Annotated in this window: 30 protein-coding genes; 14 read left to right on the plus strand and 16 right to left on the minus strand. The window is 32.3% G+C overall.

What is annotated here, in order from left to right:
• The first annotated feature begins 7 nt into the window (after nucleotides 1-7).
• The 6 genes from HRU50_RS01385 (at nucleotide 8) to HRU50_RS01410 (ending at nucleotide 4,506) form a co-directional block, all read left to right on the plus strand.
• On the plus strand, nucleotides 8-1,366 hold the full coding sequence (locus tag HRU50_RS01385; RefSeq protein WP_296347378.1) for a histidine kinase: 1,359 nt from the start codon (nucleotides 8-10) through the stop codon (nucleotides 1,364-1,366).
• Nucleotides 1,367-1,377: 11 nt separating this feature from the next.
• Nucleotides 1,378-1,695 carry a 2TM domain-containing protein gene (locus HRU50_RS01390; protein WP_296347380.1) on the plus strand — a complete coding sequence of 106 codons (318 nt, stop codon included), beginning with the start codon at nucleotides 1,378-1,380 and terminating at the stop codon, nucleotides 1,693-1,695.
• A gap of 1 nt (nucleotide 1,696) precedes the next feature.
• Nucleotides 1,697-2,041 carry a 2TM domain-containing protein gene (locus HRU50_RS01395; protein WP_296347382.1) on the plus strand — a complete coding sequence of 115 codons (345 nt, stop codon included), beginning with the start codon at nucleotides 1,697-1,699 and terminating at the stop codon, nucleotides 2,039-2,041.
• The gene (locus HRU50_RS01400; protein WP_296347383.1) at nucleotides 2,038-2,514 is read left to right on the plus strand and encodes a DUF2306 domain-containing protein; all 477 of its coding nucleotides are present in this window, start codon (nucleotides 2,038-2,040) and stop codon (nucleotides 2,512-2,514) included. The genes HRU50_RS01395 and HRU50_RS01400 overlap by 4 nt, the downstream gene beginning before the upstream one ends.
• Nucleotide 2,515: 1 nt before the next feature.
• Complete coding sequence (locus HRU50_RS01405) at nucleotides 2,516-3,271, plus strand: LytTR family DNA-binding domain-containing protein (protein ID WP_296347384.1); 756 nt, start codon at nucleotides 2,516-2,518, stop codon at nucleotides 3,269-3,271.
• A gap of 80 nt (nucleotides 3,272-3,351) precedes the next feature.
• Nucleotides 3,352-4,506 (plus strand): serine hydrolase, encoded by a 1,155-nt coding sequence (locus HRU50_RS01410; RefSeq protein WP_296347385.1) that lies wholly within the window; start codon nucleotides 3,352-3,354, stop codon nucleotides 4,504-4,506.
• On the opposite strand, the gene HRU50_RS01415 is transcribed toward HRU50_RS01410, so the two are convergent.
• The 3 genes from HRU50_RS01415 to HRU50_RS01425 form a co-directional block, all read right to left on the minus strand.
• Nucleotides 4,501-4,965 carry a DnaJ domain-containing protein gene (locus tag HRU50_RS01415; RefSeq protein WP_296347386.1) on the minus strand — a complete coding sequence of 155 codons (465 nt, stop codon included), beginning with the start codon at nucleotides 4,963-4,965 and terminating at the stop codon, nucleotides 4,501-4,503. The two genes, HRU50_RS01410 and HRU50_RS01415, sit on opposite strands and share 6 nt — an antisense overlap.
• Nucleotides 4,966-5,040: 75 nt before the next feature.
• Nucleotides 5,041-5,574: a hypothetical protein gene (locus HRU50_RS01420; protein WP_296347387.1), complete on the minus strand. Its 534-nt coding sequence runs from the start codon at nucleotides 5,572-5,574 to the stop codon at nucleotides 5,041-5,043.
• 53 nt (nucleotides 5,575-5,627) lie between these two features.
• Nucleotides 5,628-6,800: an LETM1-related biofilm-associated protein gene (locus HRU50_RS01425; RefSeq protein WP_296347388.1), complete on the minus strand. Its 1,173-nt coding sequence runs from the start codon at nucleotides 6,798-6,800 to the stop codon at nucleotides 5,628-5,630.
• A 186-nt stretch (nucleotides 6,801-6,986) separates the two neighbouring features.
• Here HRU50_RS01425 and HRU50_RS01430 point away from each other — a divergent pair, with 186 nt between their 5' ends.
• The gene (locus tag HRU50_RS01430; RefSeq protein ID WP_296347389.1) at nucleotides 6,987-7,745 is read left to right on the plus strand and encodes a DUF481 domain-containing protein; all 759 of its coding nucleotides are present in this window, start codon (nucleotides 6,987-6,989) and stop codon (nucleotides 7,743-7,745) included.
• A 2-nt stretch (nucleotides 7,746-7,747) separates the two neighbouring features.
• On the opposite strand, the gene HRU50_RS01435 is transcribed toward HRU50_RS01430, so the two are convergent.
• The 6 genes from HRU50_RS01435 to HRU50_RS01460 all read right to left on the minus strand — a co-directional run bounded on the left by HRU50_RS01435 (nucleotide 7,748) and on the right by HRU50_RS01460 (nucleotide 13,009).
• Nucleotides 7,748-8,104, minus strand: a complete 357-nt coding sequence (locus tag HRU50_RS01435; RefSeq protein ID WP_296347390.1) for a hypothetical protein — start codon at nucleotides 8,102-8,104, stop codon at nucleotides 7,748-7,750.
• The gene (locus tag HRU50_RS01440) at nucleotides 8,104-10,521 is read right to left on the minus strand and encodes a penicillin acylase family protein (protein ID WP_296347391.1); all 2,418 of its coding nucleotides are present in this window, start codon (nucleotides 10,519-10,521) and stop codon (nucleotides 8,104-8,106) included. The genes HRU50_RS01435 and HRU50_RS01440 overlap by 1 nt, the downstream gene beginning before the upstream one ends.
• A 36-nt stretch (nucleotides 10,522-10,557) precedes the next feature.
• Nucleotides 10,558-11,085, minus strand: coding sequence for a CIA30 family protein (locus HRU50_RS01445; RefSeq protein ID WP_296347392.1), 528 nt, complete (start codon nucleotides 11,083-11,085; stop codon nucleotides 10,558-10,560).
• A gap of 71 nt (nucleotides 11,086-11,156) precedes the next feature.
• Nucleotides 11,157-11,453 carry a DUF721 domain-containing protein gene (locus HRU50_RS01450; protein WP_296347393.1) on the minus strand — a complete coding sequence of 99 codons (297 nt, stop codon included), beginning with the start codon at nucleotides 11,451-11,453 and terminating at the stop codon, nucleotides 11,157-11,159.
• A gap of 31 nt (nucleotides 11,454-11,484) precedes the next feature.
• Nucleotides 11,485-11,907, minus strand: coding sequence for a hypothetical protein (locus HRU50_RS01455; RefSeq protein WP_296347394.1), 423 nt, complete (start codon nucleotides 11,905-11,907; stop codon nucleotides 11,485-11,487).
• Between the two features lie 22 nt (nucleotides 11,908-11,929).
• Nucleotides 11,930-13,009: a DNA replication/repair protein RecF gene (locus HRU50_RS01460; protein WP_296347395.1), complete on the minus strand. Its 1,080-nt coding sequence runs from the start codon at nucleotides 13,007-13,009 to the stop codon at nucleotides 11,930-11,932.
• Between the two features lie 141 nt (nucleotides 13,010-13,150).
• On the opposite strand from HRU50_RS01460, the gene HRU50_RS01465 reads away from it, so the two are divergent.
• The 7 genes from HRU50_RS01465 to HRU50_RS01495 all read left to right on the plus strand — a co-directional run bounded on the left by HRU50_RS01465 (nucleotide 13,151) and on the right by HRU50_RS01495 (nucleotide 19,661).
• Nucleotides 13,151-13,915, plus strand: coding sequence for a tetratricopeptide repeat protein (locus tag HRU50_RS01465; RefSeq protein ID WP_296347396.1), 765 nt, complete (start codon nucleotides 13,151-13,153; stop codon nucleotides 13,913-13,915).
• A 3-nt stretch (nucleotides 13,916-13,918) separates the two neighbouring features.
• Complete coding sequence (gene ribH / locus HRU50_RS01470) at nucleotides 13,919-14,425, plus strand: 6,7-dimethyl-8-ribityllumazine synthase (RefSeq protein WP_296347397.1); 507 nt, start codon at nucleotides 13,919-13,921, stop codon at nucleotides 14,423-14,425.
• A 412-nt stretch (nucleotides 14,426-14,837) separates the two neighbouring features.
• Nucleotides 14,838-15,122 carry a riboflavin synthase subunit beta gene (locus tag HRU50_RS01475; protein WP_296347398.1) on the plus strand — a complete coding sequence of 95 codons (285 nt, stop codon included), beginning with the start codon at nucleotides 14,838-14,840 and terminating at the stop codon, nucleotides 15,120-15,122.
• Nucleotides 15,122-16,981 carry a DNA mismatch repair endonuclease MutL gene (gene mutL, locus HRU50_RS01480; protein WP_296347399.1) on the plus strand — a complete coding sequence of 620 codons (1,860 nt, stop codon included), beginning with the start codon at nucleotides 15,122-15,124 and terminating at the stop codon, nucleotides 16,979-16,981. The genes HRU50_RS01475 and mutL overlap by 1 nt, the downstream gene beginning before the upstream one ends.
• A 3-nt stretch (nucleotides 16,982-16,984) precedes the next feature.
• Nucleotides 16,985-17,737, plus strand: a complete 753-nt coding sequence (locus tag HRU50_RS01485; protein WP_296347400.1) for a rhomboid family intramembrane serine protease — start codon at nucleotides 16,985-16,987, stop codon at nucleotides 17,735-17,737.
• 2 nt (nucleotides 17,738-17,739) lie between these two features.
• Nucleotides 17,740-18,609 (plus strand): rhomboid family intramembrane serine protease, encoded by an 870-nt coding sequence (locus HRU50_RS01490; RefSeq protein WP_296347401.1) that lies wholly within the window; start codon nucleotides 17,740-17,742, stop codon nucleotides 18,607-18,609.
• Nucleotides 18,610-18,635: 26 nt separating this feature from the next.
• Nucleotides 18,636-19,661: an endonuclease/exonuclease/phosphatase family protein gene (locus tag HRU50_RS01495; protein WP_296347402.1), complete on the plus strand. Its 1,026-nt coding sequence runs from the start codon at nucleotides 18,636-18,638 to the stop codon at nucleotides 19,659-19,661.
• Here HRU50_RS01495 and HRU50_RS01500 read toward each other — a convergent pair.
• From HRU50_RS01500 to HRU50_RS01530, 7 genes are all read right to left on the minus strand, one after another.
• Complete coding sequence (locus HRU50_RS01500; RefSeq protein ID WP_296347403.1) at nucleotides 19,653-19,964, minus strand: DUF6122 family protein; 312 nt, start codon at nucleotides 19,962-19,964, stop codon at nucleotides 19,653-19,655. The genes HRU50_RS01495 and HRU50_RS01500 overlap by 9 nt on opposite strands.
• On the minus strand, nucleotides 19,965-20,576 hold the full coding sequence (locus tag HRU50_RS01505) for a WbqC family protein (RefSeq protein ID WP_296347405.1): 612 nt from the start codon (nucleotides 20,574-20,576) through the stop codon (nucleotides 19,965-19,967). It abuts the gene before it with no gap.
• Between the two features lie 2 nt (nucleotides 20,577-20,578).
• Complete coding sequence (lepB, locus tag HRU50_RS01510) at nucleotides 20,579-22,324, minus strand: signal peptidase I (protein WP_296347406.1); 1,746 nt, start codon at nucleotides 22,322-22,324, stop codon at nucleotides 20,579-20,581.
• 61 nt (nucleotides 22,325-22,385) lie between these two features.
• Nucleotides 22,386-23,087 (minus strand): 4-hydroxy-tetrahydrodipicolinate reductase, encoded by a 702-nt coding sequence (dapB, locus tag HRU50_RS01515; RefSeq protein ID WP_296347408.1) that lies wholly within the window; start codon nucleotides 23,085-23,087, stop codon nucleotides 22,386-22,388.
• 3 nt (nucleotides 23,088-23,090) lie between these two features.
• A complete protein-coding gene (locus HRU50_RS01520) occupies nucleotides 23,091-23,681 on the minus strand; it encodes a DUF5683 domain-containing protein (RefSeq protein WP_296347410.1) in 591 nt (196 codons plus the stop codon).
• Complete coding sequence (locus tag HRU50_RS01525; RefSeq protein ID WP_296347412.1) at nucleotides 23,671-24,573, minus strand: ParB/RepB/Spo0J family partition protein; 903 nt, start codon at nucleotides 24,571-24,573, stop codon at nucleotides 23,671-23,673. The genes HRU50_RS01520 and HRU50_RS01525 overlap by 11 nt, the downstream gene beginning before the upstream one ends.
• The gene (locus HRU50_RS01530) at nucleotides 24,573-25,343 is read right to left on the minus strand and encodes a ParA family protein (RefSeq protein WP_296347415.1); all 771 of its coding nucleotides are present in this window, start codon (nucleotides 25,341-25,343) and stop codon (nucleotides 24,573-24,575) included. Before HRU50_RS01530 ends, HRU50_RS01525 begins: the two co-directional genes overlap by 1 nt.
• Between the last annotated feature and the right edge of the window lie 43 nt (nucleotides 25,344-25,386).

The following is a 25,386-nucleotide window of genomic DNA, read 5'->3' on the forward strand; positions in this document are numbered from 1 at the left end:
GAATAAAATGAAGCGTTTTTTTAAAATAGTATTTTCAGGAATTATAGTTGGTGTTGTCATTATGCTTATAGACCAATCCATACGCTATTTTTCTGGACAGGTTTTAGCCTTTAATGAAAAGTTTTTTAGAACGTTTTCATATTATATCATTTATGCTGTGCCATTGAGTCTAGTGAATTCATATTTCTTTGATTATCTCAATCAAAAAGTAGTATGGAATCGCTTTAAGAAATATAGAATGATGATCGGATTTCTTGGCTCGGTAAGCTTAACCCTAATTTCTATATTTTTTATTAGAGCATTTATAGAAATGGTTTTAGAAGGTGAGACTTGGAATGAGTTTTTAAATAGCGAACATCTGAGTTTTTATTTCAGCGCTTTACTCATTACTCTCGTAATTTCCTTGTTTTTTCATGCGGTTTACTATTACCGAGAATTACAAAAAAGTAAGGTAAAAGAACAGAAAGTTATTGCTGGTACTGCAAGCGCCAAGTTTGATGCGTTAAAGAATCAATTAGATCCGCATTTTCTATTTAATAGCTTAAATGTTTTGACAAGTTTAATAGAAGAGAACCCAGAAAGTGCGCAAAAATTTACGACCTCGTTATCTAAGGTGTATCGTTATGTGTTAGAGCAAAAAAACAAAGAATTAGTTACTGTAGATGAGGAATTACGTTTTGCTAAAACGTACATGTCTTTATTAAAAATGAGATTTGAAGACAGTATTATTTTTGAAATACCAGAAAGAGCATCAAATCCGGAAAGTAAGGTAGTACCACTGTCATTACAACTTTTATTAGAAAACGCAGTGAAGCATAATATGGTTACAAGTAGTAAACCATTACATATTAAAATCTATGAAGACGGGAATCACTTGGTCGTGATGAATAATCTTCAGCCAAAACAAATCGTGAAAAAAGGAAGTGGAGTAGGTCTTGAAAATATTAAACAGCGCTACAAACTTCTTTCAGAAAGAAAAGTATACATCAATCAAAGAGCTACAGATTTTGCAGTTGCAATTCCGATGCTCACTAAACAAATATCAATCATGAGAACAACACAAAGATCACAACAACGTATTAATGACGACTATGTACGTGCACGTAAACGCGTTGAAGAGTTGAAAGGATTCTACTATAGTCTAATATCCTACTTTATTGTCATACCATTTTTAATCTTTATTTGGTACAGATTTACACCATATACCATTCAATGGTTTTGGTTTCCAATGGTCGGTTGGGGAATCAGCAATATTTTTCAGGCCTATAGGGTCTATGTAGATAATGGTGCGCTTGGTGCAAAATGGGAAGAGCGTAAGATTCAAGAATATATGCGTAAAGAAGAAGAAAATAAACGTTGGAATTAAAATTAGGTGTTATGAATAATCAAGAATCAAACTTAAGCTATATAAGAGCTAAGAATAAGGTAGAAAAAGAAAAGAGTTTTTATATACATCTTATCATTTTTATTATTGTAAACGTCGTAATTACAGCATTTAAAGTATGGAGTAGTTTAGATAGTTGGGATAGTTTTACCAACGAGTTAATCAGTATTAATGTCTTAGCAACTTGGGTGATATGGGGTATCTTTTTAGTACTTCATTACGTGTCATTTAAATATGGCCAAGGATGGGAAGAACGAAAGATAGAACAGTTTATGAACCAAGAATTATCAGACGATTCAAAAAAATATTAAAATGGAAAAGTTTAGTTTAGAACCTTTAAAGGATAATGATGAAATTTCGGATTTCAGAAAAGAAGAAGCTTATTTAAGAGCAAAGAAAAAAGTAGATGCCTTAATGGGATTCTACTGGCATCTCGCCGTATATATTGTAGTTAACGGATTTTTAATACTACTAATTGGATTAAACTCTAATGAAGGATTTAGCGGATTTGGACCATATGCAACCGCAGTTTTTTGGGGCATTGGTTTATTCTTTCACTTTATTGGTGTTTTTGGTCCAGATTTTTTATTCGGAAAAAATTGGGAGAAAAGAAAGATTAAGGAGTTTATGGATAAGGAAGAATCTAATTGGGAATGAGAACTCTAAATGAAATCATAAATAGCAATATTGGCTGGTTTCACTTTATTACTGCCGTTTTAGCAATGATTACAGGAACCATAGTTTTGTTAAATAAAAAAGGAACTTTATTTCATAAGCGCGTAGGTTATGTATATGTTGTTAGTATGATTTTATTGAATGTTAGTTCGTTTTTTATTGTGAATTTTGGAGGTTTTAGCCTGTTTCATTTTTTTGCAATCATTAGTTTAATTGCAATATCGGGCGGAATGATTCCAACAATAAAAAAGAAAAAAAATTGGTTGGCTTATCATTTTTATTTCATGAATTGGTCAGTCGTAGGACTCTACTGTGCGTTTTGGGCCGAATTAGGAACACGATTCGTGGGTAATATGCAACAGTTTTGGTGGATGGTTGCCGCAGCAACAATTATTACTTCGGTTTTAGGAAGTATTGTCATAAATAAAGAAGCAAAAAAATTGAATTTAAGATAGTATGAATATAATTATTATAGAAGACGAAAAACCATCAGCAAGACGATTGCAGCGAATGCTTAAATCTCTCGATATTGAAGCAGATACTATGTTACATTCTGTAGAAGAATCTATTGAATGGTTTCAAAATAATAATCATCCAGATTTAATTTTTTTAGACATACGATTAAGTGATGGACTATCGTTTGAAATCTTTGAAACCATTGAGATTAAATCGGCCGTAATTTTTACAACTGCTTATGATGAATATGCATTGCAAGCCTTTAAACTCAATAGCATAGACTATCTTTTAAAACCTATAGACGATGACGATTTAAAATTAGCAGTAGATAAATTCAAGGAACGCACTCCACAAAAACAAGCAGTCACTTTAGATTTTAATGATATAAAGAAACTATTGGTTAACCCAATAGAACGCGAGTATAAAAAACGCTTTTCAGTTAAAGTTGGTCAACATTTAAAGTTGATTAATATAGAAGATATTGAATGTATTTATAGCGAAAATAAAGGTACTTATGCGCATACAAACGAAGGAAGAAATTATCTTTTAGATATGACTTTAGATCAATTAGAAGATGAACTCGAACCTGATGTGTTTTTTAGGATAAGCCGTAAGTTTTATATAAATATTAATGCTATTAAGGATATTATTAGTTATACCAATTCTAGACTTCAGATAAAACTAAATCACTATAACGAACAAGACGTTATTGTTGCAAGAGAACGTGTAAAAGACTTTAAGAACTGGTTGGAGTAATTAATAGTTTATGTACTTTTATTTCTTAATGAATCTCATAATAATATAGTTTTATTCACTATCTAAATAAGCTTTAATTAATGAAGAAAGTCTTAAAAGGCCTTGTTGTAGTTGTAATTTTGGTCATTGCTGTAGCATATATTACAGACACAACCTATTTATTTAAAGGTGTAAGAACCGTATATCTAAGAGGAAATAAAGATGTAACAATATATGATTTTAAAGTTCAAGATACAAGGACAATAAAAGCAAGTAATCCGCAATCTTGGGAATTGCATGACCAATATAATTCAATTGAACTTTCTAAAGCTATTTTAGACCATCATGCCGAAATGCAATCATTAGCTTTTTTAATTGTTAAAGACGGAAAAATATTGAATGAAAGTTACTTTAATGAAGGTGGCAAAGACCATCTATCTGCATTATGGTCAATCAGCAAGACATATACGTCACTTTTAATTTTGAAGGCTGTTGAAGATGGACTTATAGAAAGTGTTGATGATCCAGTAAAAAAGTACATTCCCGAATGGAATGTAGAACAAGGCGATACGCTTACTATAAGACATCTCGCTTCAATGAATACAGGCTTATTTTGGGATGAAGGTTCAAGAAGCCCATTTTCATTAATTGCAAAGCTTAATTTTTATGATGATTTAGAAACTTATACATTAAATGAATTGTATGCTATTGGTACACCAGGACAACAACAACATTATAATTCTGGTGGTACACAATTATTAGGTACCATATTACATAGAGTCCTTAAAGAGAAGACAATTACAAACTATCTCGAAGAGAAGTTTTGGAATCCATTAGGTTATGAATATGATGGGAAGTTTATTCTAGATAGTGAAGAATATGGTAACGAAAAAACGTATGGTGGTTTGGTAAGTACAGCAAGAGATGTTGCTAGGTTAGGACAACTTATTAATAACAATGGTGTCTGGAATGGTCAACAAATATTAAGTAATTCTCAGTTAGACCTGATTAAAACTTTGCCTTATAATAATAAAACCTATAATTACGGACTTTGGTCAGATACCTACAAAGGTGAAAGATTTTATTGCCAAGTAGGTCTTAAAGGACAATTGTGTATATCGTTGCCTAAACACGGATTAGTAATTACAAGATTAGGACATAATACGACCAAAAAGGATGATATGGAAGACGTGGCGCCAGATGCTAAACGCTACATTAAAGAAGCTTTAAGAATTTTGGAAGAGTTTGAATTATAACCCATCAAAAATTCCACCAATAACATCGCCTAAAGTATCACCAAGACCTTCAAGAAGCGAATCAGAATTATCCAATAAGGCGTCTGCACCAGCAAAAATGCCGTCAATAGGAATACCGATAAAAATGTCTAATAATAAAAGTTCGGTAAGTGATGACTCCCTGAATTTGTCAGATTTAGTTTTAGCTTCTTTTTGCCATTCTTGATATTGTTCTTTTTGCTCAATTATAACAGGTTTGTTGGTAATGTCGTGTTGTAACAAGTTGTTATAGTTTTTGCGTTTTTCTGAATCAGATAAGATTTCAAAAGCCTCAACTAACTTTTCAAAATGTGCTTTGGCTTCAGATGATTTATTATTATCTGGATGATAAATAGCAATTTCTCTTCTAAATGCTTTTTTAATTGTGTTTAAATCTGAAGCTGGGTCGATTTTTAATAAGGTGTAGTAGTTTGTAATCATAATAAAGTGATTATGATTATGAGTAGCAATTCAATATAAAATGTTACAAATCAGTCGTTGTCGATTCTGTTATCATCAAAAGCTGAATTCGATAACAACAATTCTTTTATGAAAATAATCATTGAAATCTGACTTCGAATTTAAGACTCCTTTTATAAATAAATCAATTGGTAACATTCCAGTTGCTTCTCTTTTTTTGTAATATCTAGAGATGAATGCATCAGAATCCTTTATGGAATAAATAGCTTTCATATATTTTCCAGTTAGATTAATCTCTAAACCATATATTGAATCTCTTTCATAAGTCTCTTTCCATAATCCACTTCTGTGAAATTCAGAATTTGTTTCATTGGATTGAAATTTGAATTTTTCTGTATTTCCAGATGAAACAGAAATAATATCATTAAGATATTTTTTATACCGATTTTCAATTGTTAAGTTAGGGTAATTTTTTTCAAGGTTTTTTTCAAAATCTGATACAAGTTTATCAAGAGCAATAGTCTCTCGTTGACCTAGAGTATTTTTAAATTTCAAAATTCTTTCATCAACTTCTTTCTGAGAACAACTGAATGATATAATTAGAATGATTATTAAATAAAATCTACTCATCTTTATTTTGATGTTATTATTGTTAGAGTTTATTCAATTTGAATTGTTACAAATCAGTCGTTATCAATTCTGTTATCATCAAAAGCAGATGGCAATAGTTTAGGGATAAACTTTACAAATAAAGGTAGTAAGATCATTCCGCCGGGCAACATAAAAATGGCTAGACTTGGTATGGATTTGAAGATATCTAGCAATTGAGACTGAATCTTTTTTTGTTCTTCGTCGGTGAGATTACGTTGTGTGGATTGCGCTAAAAGTTTCATAGCTTCTTTGCTTTCAGAAAGTTCTTTTATAAGCCTTTTGCTATTTCGTTTAATGAGCTTAGATACAACTTTACTGCTGTTGTCATAAAAGCTTTGGGCTAGATTTTTAGAACTTAGAAAGGCAACATCGTCTTTATGATCTGCATAAAACGTGTTGATATCATCTACCGAAACTTTAATGTTGCTTTCTTTTAAATCTAAATCTATTCTTAGTTGATTTAAAAATAGGCGTTCAGAATCGTCAATAATTCTATCACTCCAAGATGCCATGCACACCAAATCAATAATATACAGTTTTTCTAAATCCTCATTTATAAATTGAACAGCACTCTCGTATGTTTGAAGTTCGGAATTTCTATGTCTAATTGAACTTTCAAAAAGCTTAATTAAATTTTGGTCGTATTCTGATTTTTCTGTTTTGGCATCTATGGTTGAAAATACAATGGTTTCCAATGCGGATTCTAGATGACTTACATATGATTTTATATGAGTTTTATCCTTAAGAAACTGTTGATAACCCAATACATCAACAAAAAGCAGTACATTAATTAAAAAATAGTTAAAGCTTTTTGAAATGATGTTATCTTCAACATGAATACGCCTGTGAATCATCTTTTCTAGTGTACTATCTGATAATTTGTCACCAAATAGTCCTTCAAAAAATGATTGTTTTGTATTGCCAATAGATCTATAATATTCTATTAGGCTAGGTGTAAATTCGGCGTCAGTTTGAGATTGTTTATAGAAAAAATAAAAACTAAGTAATAAATTAATTTTACAACGCTCTTCCTCGGTTAAGGTAAACGGTTTTACGATGTCTAATACCACACTTGTATTAGTTCCGTAAATAAAGCCAGTTTGCTTTAATCTGCGATAAAACTCAGATGTTTCTGTTTCAGAATAGGTTTTTTCAGAAACTTCTACTAGTAGTTTTTTAATCCAGCCGCTCGCTGATGGGTTCATTCAGTTGGTTATGATTATAAGGTAAAGTTAATTTTTAATGCCTAAGAATCAAAATTTATGCAATATTGTTGGTTTATATTATCAATTTCATATTTCTTCAAAATATAAAGTGCTAAAGACTACTAGAAAACATATTCTTTAATAATTTTGCGCCCGAATAAAAAATCAGCATAATAACGAAGTGTGATGAAGAAGCTATTATTTTATTTTTTATTAGTGCCTGTATTTATGTCAGCGCAGATTAATGAAAGTGATTCATTAAAGCTGAAAGCTAACTTATCATTAACAGGGTTTTATCAAAGCGGTAATGTTGAAACCTTAATCTTTAGAGCAAATTCTGAAGTTACCTACAAACCTTGGGAAAAATGGGTGTTTAAAACGAAAAACTCTTATGTTCTTCAAGAATTTGGTAAAACAAAAGCCGATGAAGATATCTTAAGTCTTAACTTTTTGTACCTCAATCCTGATAGAAAGATTTATCCATTTGTGTTAGGTTTTGTGAGTACTAATTTTAGAAGAGAAATTGACATCCGATCTTTATTTGGTGCAGGTTTAACTTTTAAGATTTTTGATGAGAAGAAGAAATGGCTTAAAATGTCGTTGTCTAGTGAATATGAGCAGACAAAATTTGCAAACTCTACATTTAATATTTCAGAATATAATAGCAATAATAGAATAAATACTTTAAGAGGAACCATTTGGATCAATGGTCAATATCATTTATTCAAAGATAAAGTGATTCTAAAGCATGAAAGTTTCTATCAACCTTCACTTGAGGAATCTAATAACTATAGATGGCAAGCCGATGTCAGTTTAGAATTACCAGTATGGAAGTTTTTAAACTTTAAAGTGAATTACAGGTATACTTCAGAAAGTATTGTTATAGAAAACCAAAAACAAGACGACCAGTTCTTAACCTTCGGTTTTACTATAAAAAATTACTAAGATTACTTTTTGTTTAAGGTTAAAGCTAGTTGCTTGCCAAATACTGCTGTAATTCCAGCAGCTAATCCTCCTACAAGTCCCGTCACCAAAATGAGCAAGTAAGGGTTACCACCTAATTCTAGTAATGTAGAAATACGTTTTGCAAGTGTAAAATCATTTGCACTACTTACAATAAAACAATAACTCGCCCAAAAGAATGTTATCGCCAAAAAAGGTACAAAAAACACCGCAGCTTTTTTAAGTGGAATAAATAAGGATGTAGCTAAAGCGGCAGTCATAATTGACCACCATGGTAAAACATATGATAAAGCAGAAGCTAAAACAATGGTTGCTATAAAGTTGAATATATTCTTTTTCATTAGTTAGTAGGTTTTAGGGTTAAGGTTCCAATCATAGCTGCTGTAGTTGTTTCAGATTGTAAAAAATTTAATTCATGGTACTTTCCTTCAGCCCAATCATCAATAAAGTTGTCATAATATTTGCTTCCCGGATTACCAGATTGTCCACCAGGATAAATACCTAATGCTGTTGGAGGAGAGGTCATTTCTACAATCATTCTCCATGATGGGCCATGATTCTCTGATGTTGCATTAACAATATTACGATCTCCACCAATTGGAATATCAAAACGAGAAAAAGCTGGTAAGCCTTGCAGTAAATGCCCAGCATAAGTTGCTTTATATTTGAGCCATTTGTAATCACCTTTCTCTGATTTAATTTCGTTCAGGCGTTCTGCAGCTTCTTTAAAAGCAATTAAGTATAAATCTTGGGAAGTTTCTACTTTATCCTTTGTTTCAACAATATCTATATATTCGTGGGAGCTGTGATGCTTTAAGAAGTATATTGTTTGATAGGTGTAAGGCTTCATCATGGCAACGTCTTCAATGTCAAATTCATCCCAAAGAAGATTCCTTAATTTACCGTACCACTGACGCCAAATACTTGGTCCAACTTCATCAATGTCGTTATTGAATTTCCAATTTTTGATTTCATTAAAAATGATTAATTCATCTTCAGTTAATTCAGATGTATCCATTTCTGAAATCATTAGAGGTAGTAATTCTGAAGCTTTCAAATTAAAATTGTTATTGTGAAGGGCTTTAAAGTCATCAATACCAAACTTTTCTTTAGAGTTGAAATAGTCATTAATTACTCTATTTCTGTAGGTTTCATAACCGTCATTAAAAACGTAATATGGATAATTCTCATCAACAGGATGTTGGTTGGCTGAACTTACAAAACCTCGCTCAGGGTTTTTAGTGTGTGCATTATATGCTTGTGGAATATAAGATTGCCAGTCGTTTTCTGGGTTGCTACCATCCATTAAAAATTTCCCTTGTCCTTCCCATTTGTTTGGGAATTTACCTTGAATCCATAGTGCTATATCTCCTTCTGTAGATGCGAACACAAAGTTTTGTGCTGGTGCATTCCAATATTTTAGAGCACTGACATAATCATCATAGTTTTTGGCCTTATTCATCTCAATAAAAGTCTTTTGGTTATTGCCGCCTTCATGACCAATCCATCTCATAGCATAACCAGAACGCCCATTATCTGACATAAAATTTTTATCATATACTACAGGACCATGATGCGTATAAAGCACAGAATCTTTATAGTTTTCTTTTCCTTTTATTTTTATGTCTTCAACTCTAATGGTAACATCTTTCCATGTTCCGTCATACTTATATTTTGTGCGGTCCTCATTAAATTCTACTTTATACCAATCTATAACATCTCTTGTAGCATTGGTTTCGCCCCAAGCGATAAATTGGTTAAATCCTGAAATGACACCTAGAGCACCAGGTATTGTTGCCCCGAAGGCATTATGATTTGGTGTACTTAATTGCATGATATACCATATTGCAGGTAAATTAAGTCCTAAATGAGGATCATTTGCCAAAATTGGGTGACCTGTTTTAGATTTAGCACCTGAAATAGCCCAGTTGTTACTCCCATTATCAGGATGTGGTTTTATAATGGTCGCAGTTATGGTGTCTAATACTACCTTACTTGCCGGTAAATCAGTTTGTGGCACATCAATAAAACTCCAATCCGTTTCTTTTGGAATTACAGGATCTGTTATATCAAAAAAATCAGGGAATAATAGGTTAAAATTCTTTTCACCAATTTCTCTCAATACGTTGGTATACTCTAAATCGTCGTCATAACCTGCCAGCATTTTAGTCATGTACATAAGAAGCAATGCTGTTTTTTTTGGTGTCCATTCTTCAGGTTTATAATCTAATAATTTGTATTCAACCGGATAGTCCTTAGGGCTAAGTTGATTAATATATGCATTAACGCCATCAGCATAATCTTGAATAAAACGTAACGTTTCGGTATCATTTTTTTTCATGTAAGCGATGGCTTGATCTGCACCATAGCCCATACCTCTTCTGCGTTCAGAACGATCATAGTTTAATGCAGTCTCGCCAAAAATTTCTGATAGTCTTCCAGCTGATGCATAAGTTTGAAATTCTAGCTGCCACAAACGATGTTTTGCCGTTAAATATCCTTGGGCTTTATATAAATCATGTTCATTTTGTGCAAAAACATGAGGTATTAACTGCTCGTCGTAATGCACTGTAACCTTATCTTTTAAACCTGGTATAGTAATCTCTCCAGAAATAGATTCATCATGTTCATTTTGCCATATACCATTATACGGATTAAGGAACTTACCAATTGGTGGAATTGTTCCCATTTTGGTATTAAGTACAAAGAAAATTACAATGGTAAGAATAAAGGACAGCAGTAGTTTTGCGTATTTCATTAGCTCTAGATTATAAGAACCTAAAAATACCAAATATTATTCTAATGTAATGGAGTCAATTATTAGTTTGAAGCTTTCTTTTTTCTTATTCCCAATTAGAAATGCAATCTCTGCCATTTGGTCACCTTTGAAATTAGGAATATCTAAACGATAACCTCTAAAGGAAGCATACATTTTTTCAAATTCTATCTCGACAGTTTGCCAATCTTCGGTGGTTTCAAATGTGTAGATATATGAATAACGGTTGTATTGACTGTCCTTAACTCTGAATTGATAGGTTTTACCATCACCTTTAATTCTGAGTTTAAACTTAGTATACTCTGAGGAATTTAAGGTGTCAAAATAATATCTTAACGAAGAAAATCCTCCATTGTTTTCTAGAGATACATTACCTGTATATTCACCATGGCCATCGGAATTTATTTTAAAATGTCCATCAGATCTTCCTCCCATTACAACATCATCAAGTATGCGCCAATTCTCAATGGAGCTATCTGTATTAAATTGAAATAAGGTCATAGACTGTTGTAATAGAAGTATTAAAACAAATAGAATCGTTCTCATCACCACTTTTTGTAAAGATAAGCGTAATCGAAATGGTGATTTTCAGTTTTTTGAAAACTTTAGGAGTTACATTACCTGAGTACAAGTTTTTTTACAACATCTTTACCTAGAGACTCATTGAGCATTTTTACGATTTTTTCATTTCCATAACTTAATTCCTCTCTGAGCACGCTAGAACTAAGTTGCACATAAAGTACATCGTTTTTTAATTCAATTGCAGTGGTGTAGTTGTTGACCCCATTACCCATAAGGTTAGCCCAAGCTTCTCTGGCATTGACCTTATCAAGACCAGACTCTAAATTGTTTGAAATTACAAATTCCCTAATGATGCTCTCAATAGGTTTATTGTCATTATTTCTCTTTCCCATACCTGTATTTCACCAATAAAGGTGATAATTTTTATTCTCCAAGATCAAAATTAATTGGAGTATACCTTTTGTATAAATATACGTCTTTGTTTTGGTTTATGACTCTTAATTTTTCTGAATTAAGCTCTAAAATAGTTTCTTTCCAAGAGTCATATGGTGTAGAATAGTAGATGTTTAAACTATTGTTTTCGGATTTAATGATAAGTCTTTCGGCATCATCTGAGGTATAATAAGTGTCATTTATACCTGGTTTTAATTTTTTTCTAAATCCTTTTAAACTATCATTTATCTTAATATAATCAATGGTAGCATTAAAATCATACTTCATTCCAGAACCATTGTGCAGTCTGACTTCTTCAATTTCCCAATACCCATTAATATCTTCTAAATTGATGTTTGATGAGGAATTACATCCAACAAAAACAATAGAAAAAAATACGATAAGTTTTTTCATAACAATGATTATTGTTCTTAATTTACAGTTTGAATATTTGATAAGATTGATGAATTTGCTTTACAATATTTTCAGTACGCTCTGCATGGGTGTCGCTTATGAATATTTGCCCAAAATGATTATCATCAACCAAACTGATAATTTGAGCAACTCGGTTTTCGTCTAGCTTGTCAAAAATGTCATCTAGAAGAAGAATTGGCGATACACCACTTTGTTGTTTAATAAAATCAAATTGCGCCAACTTCAGTGCTATTAAAAAAGACTTTTGCTGACCTTGGCTTCCAAATTTTTTAATTGGATAGTCATTGATTAAAAACACTAAATCATCTTTATGGATGCCAACACTTGTGTATTGTAATGCTTTGTCTTTATTAATGTTGTTTTGCAGATGGTTAATTAATGAATTATCAAATAAATCACTTTTGTATTTTAAATCGATAGCTTCTTTACTTTGACTGATAGCTTCATAACGATCTTTAAAAATAGGGATAAAAACTTTTAGAAATTCATCTCTTTTTTCAAATATTCGAGTGCCATAATCATGCAATTGCTCATTGTAAATAGCCAATGTATCAGCGTTGAAGGTATTGTTTAATGCAAAGTATTTTAGAAGTGCATTTCGCTGAGACAGCACTTTGTTATATACTATTAATGCTGACAAATAATCTTTATCACTTTGTGAAATTACACTATCAATAAATTTGCGTCTTGTATCGCTTCCTTCAACAATAAGGTTACGATCAGCAGGTGATATAATAACTAATGGGATAAACCCAATATGATCACTAAACTTATCATAGGCTTTACCGTTGCGCTTAATTACTTTTTTTTGACCTCTTTTAAGAGAAACGATAATTTTTTCAGTCCGTTCGAGTTTAGTAAAATTGCCGTCCACAACAAAAAATTCAGCATCGTGTTTTATGTTTTGAATGGCAATAGGATTAAAATAACTCTTTCCAAATGCTAAGTGATATATAGCATCTAATGCGTTGGTTTTTCCAATACCATTAGCACCAACAAAACAGTTGATTTTAGAATCGAAATCAAAAACCTGACTTTCAAAATTCTTGTAGTTAACTAAAGAGAGTGTATTTAAAATCATATAAAATTACACTAAAAGCCCCATTTTATTGAGGTTTTTCAAGTGACGAATAAACCTGCAAATTATTGAAAAATTACAAATAAATAGGCTTTTAATTCCCAATAAAAATTATATTTTTGCGCACGCATTAATAGAGAACTTATGGCAACGTATAAGAAAAGAGGCTACAAGCCAAAAACTCAAAAAGAAAAGGTAGAAGTTGTAGAAGAACAATCAACAACAGCTGAGGTATTTAATACCTTAGACGAAGGTGCTTCTAAAACTGAAGAATGGGTTGTTAAAAATCAAAACTATATTATAGGTGCTATCGCTGTAATTGCCTTGGTTGTTTTAGCTGTAATGGGTTACAATAAGTATATCGCAGAGCCTCAACAAAAGGAAGCTATGAACGAAATGTACCAAGCAAAAAAATACTTTGAGGATGCAGCAAATGGTGTGTCATCAGATTCTCTTTACACGATGTCATTAAATGGAGGTGAAGGTAAGTTTGGGATGTTAGATATCATCAATGAGTATGGTGGTACTCAAGCAGCCAATTTAGCGAATTACTACGCAGGTATGGCATACTTAAACTTAAAGGATTACCAAAATGCAGTAACGTATTTAAGTGATTTCTCTAGTGATGATAAAATGTTAGGTCCTATTGCAAAAGGTGGTATTGGTGATGCGTTTGTTCAGTTAGAACAACCAGAAGATGCTTTAGGTTATTATGAGCAAGCATTTAAGGCTAACGTAAATGACTTCACAACACCATTGTATTTAATGAAAGCGGCAAGAGTAGCTATGGATTTAGATCAAAATACTAAGGCGCTTGAATATTTAACTCGAATTAAAACTGAATTTTCTGACTCTGATGAAGCAAAAGATATTGATGTCTTAATCGGTAAAGCAGAAGCAAGCTTATAAGATATGGCTACGGCAAATCATAATTTATCGAACTACGATAAAGCTACAATCCCAAACGCGAAAAATTTTCGGTTTGGGATTGTTGTTTCAGAATGGAATGATACCATTACTGAAGGACTTTGGCAAGGTGCGTTTGATGCTTTAATTGATTGTGGTGCAATTAAAGAAAATATTGTACGATGGAATGTCCCAGGAACATTTGAATTGACTTATGGTGCTGCAAGAATGACAAAGAGTATCTACGCAGAATCTGGTATGTTAGATGCTATTATAGTTATTGGTTGCGTTATTCAAGGTGAAACAAAACATTTCGATTTTGTTTGTGAAGGTGTGACGCAAGGCATTAAAGACTTAAATTTACAAGGTGATATACCTGTAATTTTTTGTGTACTAACAGATAATACGATGCAACAGTCTATTGCCCGTTCAGGTGGTAAGCATGGTAACAAAGGAACCGAAGCTGCAATAACCGCAATAAAAATGGCCGCTCTTAGACGAGATACTAAATAAGTACTCAGTCACAGTATTAAGTCGAAGTTTTCAGTTTACCTTGTTAATGTCCAACTTCCGACTTCTAACTTTAAATTGGCATCCTTTTTGTTAATAATTTTAAGGAATCCTTAAGCAATATTTCCTAGTATTTTAAGTACTTTTGAGTTAATTGCGGTTTAACTAATAAGACAATTTGTTTAATCAACGAAAAAATAAACGTTTTAGTTATAAGCCACGTTTTCAGGGTTCCGAAGCCGAAAATTTTCGGGAAACGTCGAAGGACAACTTGGAGACTAAGTGGAATGAAATGAGAGGTCATACCAAACGAAAAAGTAATAAGCTATTTTCGTTACCCGCTTTAATCATCATGCTATTAGCTCTTTTTATTTTAATGTATATTCTTGAAGGATATATGTAAAACAGTACGATTATGGGTTTAATGAAATTAAAAAAGAACAGAAAGTATAATTACAAGCCACGTTATTATAAAGGTGAAGGTAGTCCTTATGAACTAAAACATAAATTCGACGATTACAGAAAAACAATTAATCCACCGAAAGGCATTAAGAATAAATGGAATGCAGCTGTAGATGAATATCAAAATAATAGAGATGAAAAAGTGAATAAACGGGTCTTTATTATTGCTGGTATTTTAATCCTATTATTTTTAATCTTGATTGGTTTTGATTTGTCTATATTCTTTCCAAAGAGCTAATGACAGATATCATACAACTTTTACCAGACCATGTTGCTAACCAAATAGCAGCAGGTGAAGTGGTACAGCGACCTGCTTCTGTAGTTAAAGAACTTTTAGAGAATGCTATAGATGCAGAAGCGACTGAAATAAAATTAATTATAAAAGATGCCGGCAAAACTTTAGTGCGAGTTATTGATAACGGGAAAGGTATGAGTGTTACCGACGCACGTTTGAGTTTTGAACGTCATGCAACTTCAAAAATAAAATCTGCCGAAGATTTATTTCAATTACATACCAAAGGATTTAGGGGTGAAGCATTGGCTAGTATTGCGTCGATTGCTCATGTAGAACTCAAAACCAAAAGGCCAAATGATGATTTAGGTACAACTATTGAAATTGAAGGTAGTGTTGTAAAGTCACAAGAGGCTACAGTAACACCAACAGGAACCTCTGTTGCTGTGAAGAATTTATTCTTCAATATTCCGGCAAGACGTAATTTTTTAAAGTCGAATAATGTTGAGATTAGGCACATTACCGATGAGTTTCATCGTGTGGCACTTACACATCCAAATATTGCATTTGCGTTTTATCATAATGGTAATGAGTTATTTAATCTACATACTGAAAATTACAGACAACGCATTGTTCATATTTTCGGAAATAAAACCAATGAAAAGTTAGTACCTGTAGAGGAAGAAACAGAGGTTTTAAAAGTGTCTGGGTTTATTGGTAAACCTGAATTTTCAAAAAAGACACGATCAGAGCAATTCTTTTTTGTCAATAACAGATATATTAAAAGTCCGTATTTAAATCACGCTATTAGTGCGGCTTATGAGGGTTTGTTAAAAGATGGTTACCATGCTAGTTATTTTTTAAATTTCACAGTAGATCCCAAAACGATTGATATTAATATCCATCCAACAAAAACTGAAATAAAATTTGATGATGAGCATACCTTGTATGCCATTTTACGTTCTTCGGTAAAACATAGTTTGGGACAATTTAATATCGCACCTGTATTAGATTTTGAACAACAGAGCAGTTTTAATACACCATATAGCTATAAAGATAAAACGGTTGCACCACCTAAAATAGAGGTTGATAGATCGTTTAATCCATTTGAAGATGGTGATCAAACTAAAGAGAAATCTACATACAATGCGGTAAATTTTAAGAAAGAACCAGCCGCTTCTTGGGAAAGTTTATATGTAGGATTAGAATCAAAAGGAAATGGTAAAATCACTGATTTTAGCGAATTGACTTTTGAGAGTGAAGCAAAAACTGATTTTATTTTTAAATCTTCTACAATTGAAACTAATAAAACGACGTTTCAGTTACAACAAAAGTATATAGTGAGTACCATAAAATCAGGTATGCTCATTATAGACCAAAATAGAGCGCATCAACGTATTTTATATGAAGGTTTTTTAAAACATATTACTGTTAAAGAAGCAACTAGCCAACAGTTGTTGTTCCCATTAGAATTGAGTTTTACACCAAACGAGATACATATTATTAAGGATGTTAAGACGAATCTAGAGCATACCGGTTTTGTGTTTTCTGAGATATCAGAAGAAAGATTAACGGTTACTGGTGTGCCAGTTGGAGTATCAGATAGTGAGGTTTCAATAATATTAGAACAACTCATTAGCGATGTAGAAAATGATGTACCAGATGCAAGCTTTAGTGCAGCAGATGTACTCGCAAAATCTATGGCAAAGAGTTTGGCAATAAAGAACGGACAAACATTAAATACAGAAGAGCAAGAGCATATGGTAGATAGTTTGTTTGCTTGTAAGGAACCAAATGTATCACCAACAAATAGACCAACATTCATCACAATGAAAGTAGATGATATTGAAAAAAAATTTATGTAGTATATGAGGCAAGGAATAACCGATGCGGTGAAGCATTTATTAATCATTAACGTCATAATGTTTATAGGAACCATTTCTATTGGAAATGGGCAATTGTTTTATGAATGGTTTGCTTTGTATTTTCCAAAGAATCAATTGTTTCAGCCATGGCAATTATTGACACATATGTTTATGCATGGTGATATAATGCATATACTATTCAACATGTTTGCCTTGTGGATGTTTGGTTCTGCTGTGGAGCAAGTGTTTGGCACCAAAAAGTTTGTGACCTTTTATTTATTGTCAGGTTTTGGAGCTGCATTTATAATGTTAGCTTTTTATTATTTTCAATATTCACCATTAGAGGCTGAATTATTTAGTTCCGGATTTGATTCGGAAGAGATAAAGAAAATTTTAAGTACAAATTCTATTTCAAGAGAAATTACAGTTGATCAGAGGTCAATGCTTCAAGAAATGTTTGATATTTTTAATTCCACTATGGTAGGAGCATCTGGTGCTATTATGGGAGTTTTAGTCGCTTTTGGTATGTTATTTCCAGAGTCTAAATTGATGTTAATATTTTTACCTATACCTATTAAAGCGAAGTATTTTATTCCTGGTATAATAGCGTTGGATTTGTTTTCAGCATTTACTGGTCAGTCAATATTTAGTCCGAGTAATACAGCCTATATGGCACATGTTGGTGGTGCATTAACTGGGTTTTTGTTAATGTATTTTTGGAAAAAGAATGAAAGAGATAAATACCGCTGGAACTAACTATGAGTATATTTCAAGATTTAAAATATAAGTTTAATAAGTTAAATGCTTTTGAAAAGATAATAACTATCAATATTGTCTTATTCATTGTAGCACGCCTTACAGCAGGTATTGGTAGTAGTAGCAAACTTGTTACTTATCTTGGTTTACCTTCTGAATTTTCAAGTTTTTTATGGAAGCCTTGGACCATTATCACCTATGGTTTTACCCATTTTGATTTTTTCCATATACTGTTCAACCTGCTGATTCTCTATTATATTTCCATTATGTTATTGAATCTGTTTAGGCCAAAAATGGCTTTAAACATCTATTTTTTGGGGATTATTGTTGGTGGATTGGCCTTTTTGTTTGTTTATAATGTTGTACCACAACAATATCTAATTAATGCACCAACCGTTATCGGAGCTTCAGCCGGTATAAGAGCACTGTTAATCTTTCTTGGTGTTTACATGCCAGACTCAGAGGTGCGTATTTTTATGTTTAATGTAAAGCTTAAGTACGTGGCTATTTTTCTGGTTGTTATGGATGTTCTAGGATTATTTGGTTTAAATCAAGGTGGAAATGTGGCCCATTTAGGTGGTGCATTACTAGGTTATTTGTATGCAACTAAATTACAACAAGGTAAAGATATTGGTTCAGGTTTTGAGAAACTGATGGATACTGTTGCAAGTTGGTTTCAGCCTAAATCTAATTTAAAAACCGTGCACCGACAGCGGAAAAAGTCGTCTTTTGCCGGTAAAAGCAAAAAAGAATTCGACACGTTTAATAAACAAAAGAAGATAGATCTTATTCTAGATAAAATTAGTAAAAGCGGATACGATAGTTTAACCTCCGAAGAAAAAGAGTTTCTTTTTAAAGCTGGAAAAGACTAAGGCTTAAAGACTTTCATACGTTTATAATGAAAAAAATAGGAATCTTTAATAAACTTATATTTGTAGTAAATTCTGTGGCTGCTTTTTTGTTATTACTGTCCTATATTTTGCCTTATATTCCACCAAAAAACTTTGCGTTACTCTCGGTTTTAAGTTTAAGTGTTCCACTGCTCATAATACTCAATATTTTATTTTTTGTGTATTGGTTGATTAGAGTGAGAAAGCAAATGTTATTGTCTTTTCTAGTACTTCTTTTTGGTTGGGGTTACATAAATTCATTGTATAAGTTTTCTTCTTCAAAAGTTGAAGTAAATGAAGACAATTTCTCTGTAATGTCCTTTAATGTTAGAATTTTCAATTCGTACAATTGGTTGCCGAATGACAATGTAAGAGATGACATTAAAACATTTATTGTAAAAGAACAACCAGATATCATTTGCTTTCAAGAATATACACGAGGCACACCTTTAAATATTGAAGGCTATCACAGATTTAATGGACGATATACCAAAAATGTTAAACCCGGTCACGCGATATTCTCAAAGTTTCCTATTATTAATTCAGGTTCATTAGAGTTTCCTGAAACTACTAATAATGCCATTTTTATTGATGTTGTGAGAAAAAGTGATACTATAAGAATATACAATTTACATTTGCAATCATCAGGAATTCAAACTGATACTAAGGCGTTGCAAAATGACTCTTCTGAACGTTTATTCAAAAAAATTGGTAGTACTTTTAAAAGACAGCAATCTCAAGTAGAGCAATTATTAGCACATAAAGCCAAGGTGTCTTATAAAACAATCGTTACTGGTGACTTTAATAATACGGCGTACTCATATATTTATAAAGAAATTTTAGGTGATGATTTAAAAGATGCTTTTGAAGAAGCTGGTAATGGTTTTGGAAAAACATTTGACTTTAAATTTTTCCCATTAAGAATTGATTTTATACTTGCAGATAAAGCTTTTAAGGTGAATGGTTATAAAACTTATAATGATGTTAAGCTTTCCGATCATTATCCCATAAAAGCGATCTTAAAATTAAATTAACCAACAATCCGCAGTATCTGCAATAATATGTGCCACAAGTCCTAAGGCAATTAATCTAGTGACTTTAGGGATTAGTAATATAATGTATACCGCTATGGCGTAATATGTATGTAGTGGATGAAAATTAATACTACAGCGGTTTGGGTCAAAAACGGGATGTGCCAATAAGTGATCTAAGTCAATGGCGAATGCTAAAAGCATTATTATGTAACTCTTTAACCATTGCTTTTTGTAGAATAATAGAGCTATAACCAGAGGTAAACCAAAATGTAGGCCGTAATGTACTAGTGGTCTTATTTCCATTTATTGTTTTTGTTTTTTTAAGTAGATCTCTGAAGCTGGTCCTTCGTTAAAAAGTAAGTCTAAAATACTTAGATTTGATATAAATCCACGCTTTTCTGTAAATACTTGTTGGTATGATTCAATACCTTCTAATGATTGATTTTTTCTAACGAGATGCCTAAGATCTGCTTTGTGTTCTGGTTCTTTTTCAAAAACTTTAGTTTTAGAAAATGGAATTTCTATTTGAAGACAATCGTTTATTAGAGCAAAAGTGTCTAGATTTAAGTCTAAAATGTATTTATAATGCCGATTAAATAATGGCATTAAATCATCAATATAATATTCAAAAAAAGGCGACATACTATAAGCAGATTGCAAAGACTTGAGATGCTGTAACTGCCAGTCATTTTCGTTTGCAATTTCAACATCTTTGTAAAGTTGTCTGTTCTTTTGAGTATAATTAACAGGCACAGTTAAAGCTAGTTTACCATTGGCACCATATATCTCTGTTCTATTTCTGTAGGTCTGTTTCTGGTAATTATCACAAGTTTCAAAGCTGATAGCCTCAGATTGAACTATTTCAATATAATGCGATAAGTTAGGAAAGTATGTTGGATGTAATAACGTATTCAATTTTAAGCTTTAGCTTTCTTTTTCTTTCTCCATTTATTGAAGAAGGTAATTCCAAAAACAACTACTAAAAACGGAATTAAATAAGACCTACGTTCACCATTACCACTAACTGTTGTAAAGATTCTATCCCAACGTGGACGCCAATTTTTTATACCATCATTAATACCATCAATACTCATCCAAATAAATACTGGCTTACCAAAAGTGTGGTTGAAAGGAACAAAGCCCCATGCTCTAGCGTCAATAGAGTTATGTCTGTTGTCTCCCATCATCCAATAGTAATCTTGTTTAAAGGTATAAGAGGTTGCTGGCGCATCATTAATAAAAATTTGATTACCTCTAGTCACTACTTTATTTCCTTCATACTCACCAATAGCTCTTTTGTATAAAGGAATATTGTCGATAGATAATTCAATGGTTTCACCCGCTTTTGGAATCCATAGTGGTCCAAAGTTATCGTAGTTCCAATCATAAGCTGCATTCATTGGAAATGTTCCTTTATAATCTGGAACAGTATTAGAAAACTGTTTTATAGAAATAGTTTGTGGAAGTAACTCAATTTTCTTTGAGTCTTTTAATGTTGTGTTTATTAAGTATTTGTTTTCTATTTCCTCCATTTTGAGTTTATAGAATATCTCTTGACCAACAGCACCATAAACTTCTACCTTCAAAGAATCCCTTTTTGTTTCACGCAGGTAAACCTTCTTTTTATTTTGTTCTAAGAAATTTTGAATACGCTCATCGTCCCAAAATTCTTTATTAATTTTATAAACATTCCAAACAGTTTCAATATCATACTTGTCAATTAAATTAGAAGTAATTGGTGATTTAGACTCAAAAATATAGTAATGCTGTAATTCTGTTCTATCAGGTAATTCATTTTGCTTTCCATTGATGAAAACGTAACCATTTCTTATTTCTAAAGTATCACCAGCAATACCAACGCAACGCTTAACAAGATTTGTTTTCTTATCTATAGGTTTGTAATAGTTTCTATCTGGATTAAAATTATTCATATCCAACAAGGTATCCGCTGGTTGGTTAAAAACAACAATATCGTTACGTTCTATTTTTTCAAACCCAGGCAATCTGAGATATGGCAATTGTAATTTGTTAAGCCATGAAGAGTTTCTTTCTTTAAAATTGTCATTATATACATAAGATTTAACACCAAGCTTTGGAATAGTATCGTGCACCATAGGTGCTGCTACAGTGGTCATTGGAGCTCTTGGTCCATAATGTAATTTACTTACAATAAGAAAATCACCTACCAATAAAGATTTTTCTAATGATGAAGAAGGAATTACAAATGGTTGAAAGAAATAAGTATGCACAATTGTAGCTGCAACTATTGCAAATAAGATGGAAGTAATCCATTCACCAGCAGAGGTTTTTGGCTTTAACTGCCTATTTTCAATAAAATTGACATCTGCAACATAGTTTAGGTAATACAGATAAAAACCTAGGGTAAGAATACAAATTAAGGCATCTAACTTACTGTCCTTTCCAAACGCTCGAGCGGTTTCAACCCAAGCTGCTGGAATCATTATTAGGTTTACAATAGGTAAGAACATTAAAATAACCCACCACCATGGACGAGAAATGATTTTCATTAAAACTACCGCATTGTAAATAGGGATAAAAGCTTCCCAAGCTTTTCGATCTGCTTTAATGTATAACTTCCAAGTTCCTAAACCATGGATTATTTGAATAATGAATAAGAATATAAACCACTCTGTCCAAGTCATAATATTGTATTTAGTCTAGTAGGTTGAAAAATATTTTAATTTGTTTCAAATGTGGAGCAAATTAACCAATGTTTAACACATCTTTCATGCTAAAAATCCCTTTTTTATCCTTAATCCATTCCGCAGCTATTACAGCTCCCATTGCAAATCCTTGTCGGCTGTGTGCAGTATGTTTAATTGAAATTGTGTCAATATCAGAAGTATAATTTATTTCATGAGTGCCAGGCACATCCGGTATTCGCTTAGCTTCAATTTTAATGGTATTTGTGCTAGCAGTACCTAATGTCCATTGGTTGTAATCTGTATTTTCAATGATTTGATCAGCTAATGAAATGGCTGTTCCACTCGGTGCATCTAATTTTTTAGTGTGATGAATTTCTTCAATTTCAGTACTATAATTTTTATGACTGGCCATTAGTTGTGCTAATCTTGTATTGATTTCAAAAAAGATATTGACACCTAAGCTAAAATTTGAAGCATAAAGAAAAGTCCCTCTCTTTGCTTGGCAATATGCAATAACGTCGTTGTATTGGTCTAGCCATCCAGTTGTTCCTGAGATTACAGGAACACCAGCATCTAACGCTTTTTTAATGTTAGATACCGCTGCAACAGGAATGCTGAAATCGATAGCAACATCAACATTGGTAAAATCGAAGGTATCAGATGCGTCAGATATTTTTAGTGTTATACTGTGATTTCTGGTTAAAGCGATAACTTCAATACTTTTTCCCATTCTACCATAACCAAGTAAAGCTATATTCATATTTTAAAACTTAAAATTAAGGGTTAACCCTAAATCTGACGAATCTTCCATTTGATTGTATTGAAAGTGCGGTCTAAAACTTAGATTTTCGTCCACGTTAAACTGAAGTAAATGTGCATCTACATTAGCATCGATAATATTGAGAGCATAAAAGCCTATTGTAAGGAGCAATGAAACTTCTTTATTTCGTCTAAATTGTTGTTGTGCTCTAATAAGACCGTCATCTGATACGAGTCCAAAGAATTCATCATCGGTAAAGCCTCCTAATCGTCTTTTATAAGCATCTCTGTAGCGATTAAATTGCTTATTATTTCTAACATAAAAATAGATGCCACTACCTACAAGTGCCCAAGCGATTGGCGCTTTCCAGTATTTTCTGTTGTAGATCTGACCGGCACCAGGAAAAATGGCAGAATAGAAGGCAGCCTTTGAAGGTCTTAATGGATCAATTTCTTTTCTTTGAATTAATTCTTCTTCAATTACAACAAGTTCTTTGTCTAAACCAATACCAGTACTGTCGTTTTCTACTTGTGAAAACGATGAAAATACTGAGAATAGACACAGAAAAAGAACAAAGTAAAATTTATTTAGCACGTTGTACTAATTTTTTAATTCGATTAAAATCTTCTTCAGAATGAAATGGAATCGTGATTTTACCACTACCATTTTTAGCTACTTTGACATCAATCTTATGTCCAAAGTACTCTGAGAAATCCTTTATACCTTTTTTTATAAACTTAGGAACCTCAGCTTCAACTGGATTGGACTCGTCATTGCCATTAGAATTAAGTTGCTTTACTAGTTGTTCTGTAGCTCTAACCGAAAGTTTATTGCTAATTATTTTTTCGTAAATCTCTAGTTGATCAATTTGACTTTCAATATTTACCATGGCTCTACCGTGTCCCATGGATATAAAGCCATCTCGCATCCCAGTTTGTATGATAGGGTCTAGTTTTAATAATCTTAGATAATTAGCAATGGTTGAGCGTTTCTTACCAACGCGCTCACTCATTTGTTCCTGCGTAAGATTTATTTCGTCAATAAGGCGTTGATATGATAGAGCAATCTCAATAGGATCTAAATCTTGTCTTTGTATATTTTCAACCAAAGCCATTTCTAGTGACTCTTGGTCGTTAGCAATTCTTATATATGCTGGAATAGTGTCCTTCCCTATGAGTTTAGAAGCTCTAAAACGACGTTCTCCAGATACAAGTTGGTATTTATTAAACGCCAATTTTCTAACCGTAATTGGCTGAATGACACCAAGCTCTCTAATTGATGACGCTAATTCCCTTAAAGCTTCTTCATTGAAATTAGTTCTTGGTTGAAAAGGATTTACTTCAATACTCTCAATATCTAATTCAACGATATTACCAACAACTTTATCTGCATTCTTATCTTCAGCTGACTTAATATCGTTTTCGGGATCTTTCAAAAGTGCTGATAGACCACGTCCTAAAGCCTGTTTTTTAGTTGCTTTTGCCATTATTGTATTTCATTTTTCTTGATAAGCTCCTTTGCAAGGCTGAGGTAATTAGCAGCACCTCTACTACTAACGTCGTAATTTATAATACTTTCACCATAACTTGGAGCTTCACTTAGTTTTACATTTCTCTGAATAATAGTTTCAAAAACCATATCACTAAAATGTTTTTTCACTTCTTCAACAACCTGATTAGATAGTCTCAAACGAGAATCAAACATAGTCAGTAACATACCTTCAATGTCTAACGCTTCGTTATGTATTTTTTGTACACTTTTAATTGTATTTAACAATTTACCAAGACCTTCTAAAGCAAAGTATTCACATTGAATAGGTATGATTACTGCATCGGAAGCTGTCAATGCGTTTAAAGTTAAAAGACCTAATGAAGGAGCACAATCTATTAAAATGTAATCGTAGTCATTTTTTAATTCAGAGATAGCTTTTTTAAGCATGTATTCTCTTTCATCCTTATCTACGAGTTCAATTTCAATGGCTACAAGATCTATATGAGCTGGAATTACATCAACATTTGGCGTTCCAGAAGTTATGACCGCGTCTTTTGCTGCAGATGTATGCTCTAAAACCTGATATGTGCCATATTCAATAGACTCTATATCTATTCCTAATCCAGAACTTGCATTAGCTTGTGGATCTGCATCTATAAGAAGTACTTTTTTTTCCAATACCCCTAATGAGGCAGCTAAGTTTACAGTTGTTGTGGTTTTACCAACACCACCTTTTTGATTAGCAATTGCAATGATTTTACCCATTAACTTTTTCAATTTTAATAGGGTTTAAAAATACAATTAAATA

Origin of the sequence: Winogradskyella sp., from assembly GCF_013213835.1 — a bacterium.
Taxonomy (GTDB): Bacteria; Bacteroidota; Bacteroidia; order Flavobacteriales; family Flavobacteriaceae; genus Winogradskyella.